Source organism: Thermogemmatispora sp. (assembly GCF_019683755.1).
In the GTDB taxonomy this organism is placed as follows: Bacteria; Chloroflexota; Ktedonobacteria; order Ktedonobacterales; family Ktedonobacteraceae; genus Thermogemmatispora.
This window is the reverse complement of record NZ_JADGHT010000449.1, coordinates 1-3,117: the sequence shown is the minus strand read 5'-3', so window position 1 is coordinate 3,117 and position 3,117 is coordinate 1. Positions and strand designations below refer to the sequence as shown.

Sequence of the window (3,117 nt, the reverse complement as noted above, 5' to 3'; positions counted from 1 at the left end):
CCTTTTATTCTCACCTCCAAGCTATAGCAGACAGATTGACTGCCCAAGATGTATATACTATGCATGTCGTTTTTGTCCTATTCTTATCTTCTGTCGCTATAAAGAGAGGATCAGGACACGCTCTGTATTTTTACTTATGCAAGAAGTGTAGTTGTCCGATGTGCTGAAGAGATGTTGATCTGGAAAAAGATATGGTGTTGCCTCTTCCTACTAAGTAAAGACTGCGTTATTTCTTGCATTACCTGAGGTGGGGGAGAGAGGGCTGGAAGACTGATTCTGGGTTGCGGGATATCTGCTCTTCAATGCTGCGGTTTTGCTCTCCGCCTGGCTTGCTCTTTGGGAGGACCGTAGGAATGCTCTTGCAAACGCCGGGGGATAGGGATAGAGTTAAAAAGACAGTTGGTTTTCTCCATGCAGTGGAGGGATTATTGCCAGCAACAAGCGGCAGTGCGCGGCTATGAGCATGTCTTCCGGGCGGTTGTTTTTTCGTCTCCTTGGTGTGCCCGAGGTACGTATCGCCGGGGCACCATTGGTTTTGCATCACCAGAAGGCGCAAGCGCTCCTCTATTATTTAGCAGCTTCTGAAAGCCCCCAATCGCGTGAGCACCTGGCTGCCTTATTCTGGAGTGATGTGCCTGAGGATAATGCCCGTCATTCGTTGCGCTCGAATCTCTATGTGATTCGCCGTACGCTCCAATCTCATGGCGTGGCAGAGGCACTGGTAGTAGATGGTCCTTATGTCTCTCTGGCTGAAGATTGGCTGGTCTGTGACTTGCGCTGCTTCCGGCGTCTTGTGCGGCAAGGCAGCGAGCAGGCTCTATCAGAGGCGGTGCAGCTCTATCGGGGGCCCCTGCTGCAGGGCTTTACGCTCAACGGGGCGCCCCTCTTCGACGAGTGGTTGCAGGCAGAAGAGGCGGCCCTCAGCCATAGCTACCAGGCAGCGTTGCGTCGGCTGGCGACCTTTGCTGAGCAAGAAGGGCGTTGGGAAGAGGCTATTGCCTATCTACAGCGCCTCGTCCAGGAAGATCCTTTCTCTGAGGCGGATCAGTGCCGACTGATTGACCTCTATCTGCGCACTCACTCTATCGGGCGAGCATGGCTGCAGTATGCTCGCTATGAGAAGCTCTTACAGCAGGAGCTGGGTCTCTCGCCCCCTGCTAATTTGCAGAAGCGAATGCGCGAGGTATTGACGGAGCGTCATAGGAGCGCTCAGTATGAAGGCGCTCAAGCCATGCGGACGAGAGCGGGACAACCTGGGCCTGGCGGGCAGGCCCGTCCTTTCGTGGGGCGTGAGGAGCCGCTTGGTCATCTACTGAAGCTGGCCAGGCAGGTGGCGACGACTGGCCAGGGGACAACGGTCTTGATCCAAGGCGAGGATGGCAGTGGTAAGACACGTCTGCTAGAGGAATTGGTGGGGCGCCTTGAGGCGCATTCTGAACATTGGATTGTTCTGCGTGGAGCCTGTTCACCGTTTGATGAGTTGCTGGCCTACGGTCCTTTTCTAGAAGCGCTCCAGGGTCTGGGCCTTGATTCTCTCGCGGATACACTCACGGCGACCTCGCCTGCTCTCGGCAGCGCTTTGCCGGAAGGGCAAGGGCGCTTTATGTGGTCACTCTGGCAGATGCTGCGCTCCCTGGCGCGCACGGCTCCGCTGCTTTTAGCAATTGATGATCTCCATTGGGCAAATAGCTCGACTCTACAGCTTTTTGGATTCCTTGCCGTACGCATTCATCAACTTCCTATTCTGCTCATCGGTACTAGCTCCTCGATTGAAGTGGTGCCGGCCCTGCAGCGTTTGCTGACCCTTGGACGGCGGCATGGACATGTACAAGTGCTTGCACTGGAACCCTTAACGCTGGAGGCTGTCGCTGCCCTGGTGCAGTCTCTGCGTATTGTAACCTTGCCTGTGGCTTCAACTTTCCCGTCCTGGTTATATGAGCGCTCGGGTGGTAGCCCGTTTATCCTGCTGGAGCTGCTGCGCCAGCTCCAGGCCGATGAGGTACTGAGCGAGAGCGAAGAGGGGCTCCGGCTGGATGTACGGCGCTGGCTACGTTGGCGAGCCATGCACGCGCTGCCTGAGACCGCCTACGATTTGGTGCTCTGGCGTTTGATTGATCTTGAGGCTGACGCGCGCATGGTGCTCGAGGTCCTGGCTGTGGCTAATCAGCCTTTGCCCGTGCAGATCTTGCAAGATATGCCAGAAATGCATGGTTTAAATCTTTTATCTGTCATTGATCAACTGCTCTGGCGTGGCCTGCTCGTTGAAACGGCTCCCCGCTGCTATAGTCTCTCCCATGCGCTCTTACGCGAAGCCGTGATGCATCGTCTCAGCCAAGTGAGAGCGGAGCAGATTCATCGTGAGCTAGCGGCGATGTTGGACCGCTGGTCTGCACTCCAGCCGGAGGTTTCGCGGCGGCAGATTGCCCTGCACGCCGTCATGGGAGGCGATAGCGAACGAGCGCGTCGCTATGGACTGCAAATGCTGGATGAGCTAGTGCGTGAAAACGTGAGTACGGAGGCCGCGCTTTTCCTGCAGCAGCTCTACGCTCTGGTAGCGCCAGCAGCGGCTTTAGAAGAGGAACTGCGCCTGACGGCAGCTTTGGGGCAGATCTACCGCGCATTAGGACAGCTTCAGCAGGCGGCTAGCTGGTACCGTCGCTACTTGGCCCTGGCGTGTCAGCTTGATGATCGCGTTGCCTGGAAAAGTGCCTATTTCGAGCTGGGTGAGCTGGCACTGATTATGAATAATTATCGAGAAGCTATTGCTTGCGCTGAAGCGGGTCTGGCGGTGCCTGATCCTCCCGATGAGAGTAAGCGCATAGCGCTCATGGCTGCTGGTCAACGTCTGCTGGGGGCGGCACTGGCAATGGAAGGTAGCGATCTTGCTGCGGCAGAAAAGCATCTCCAGGAGGCAGCACATGCTCTACGACAATGTGGTAATCTGAGCGATCTCTGCGCTACAATCTTTGAACTAGGTAATATTTCAGCTCAATATGGAAATTTACTACAAGCACTGGATTTCTATAGAGAATCCGCAGAAATTGCTATAAATGCTCATAATTACTATTTTCTGGCTCTTTCCTATAACAATGATGCCTATCACCGCCTGTTATTGGG

Annotated in this window: 1 protein-coding gene; it reads left to right on the top strand. The window is 55.1% G+C overall.

The annotated features are described in order from the left end of the window. Positions 1-457: 457 nt before the first annotated feature. A partial coding sequence (locus IRZ24_RS18600; protein WP_297167691.1) for an AAA family ATPase occupies positions 458-3,117 on the top strand: 2,660 nt, incomplete at its 3' end.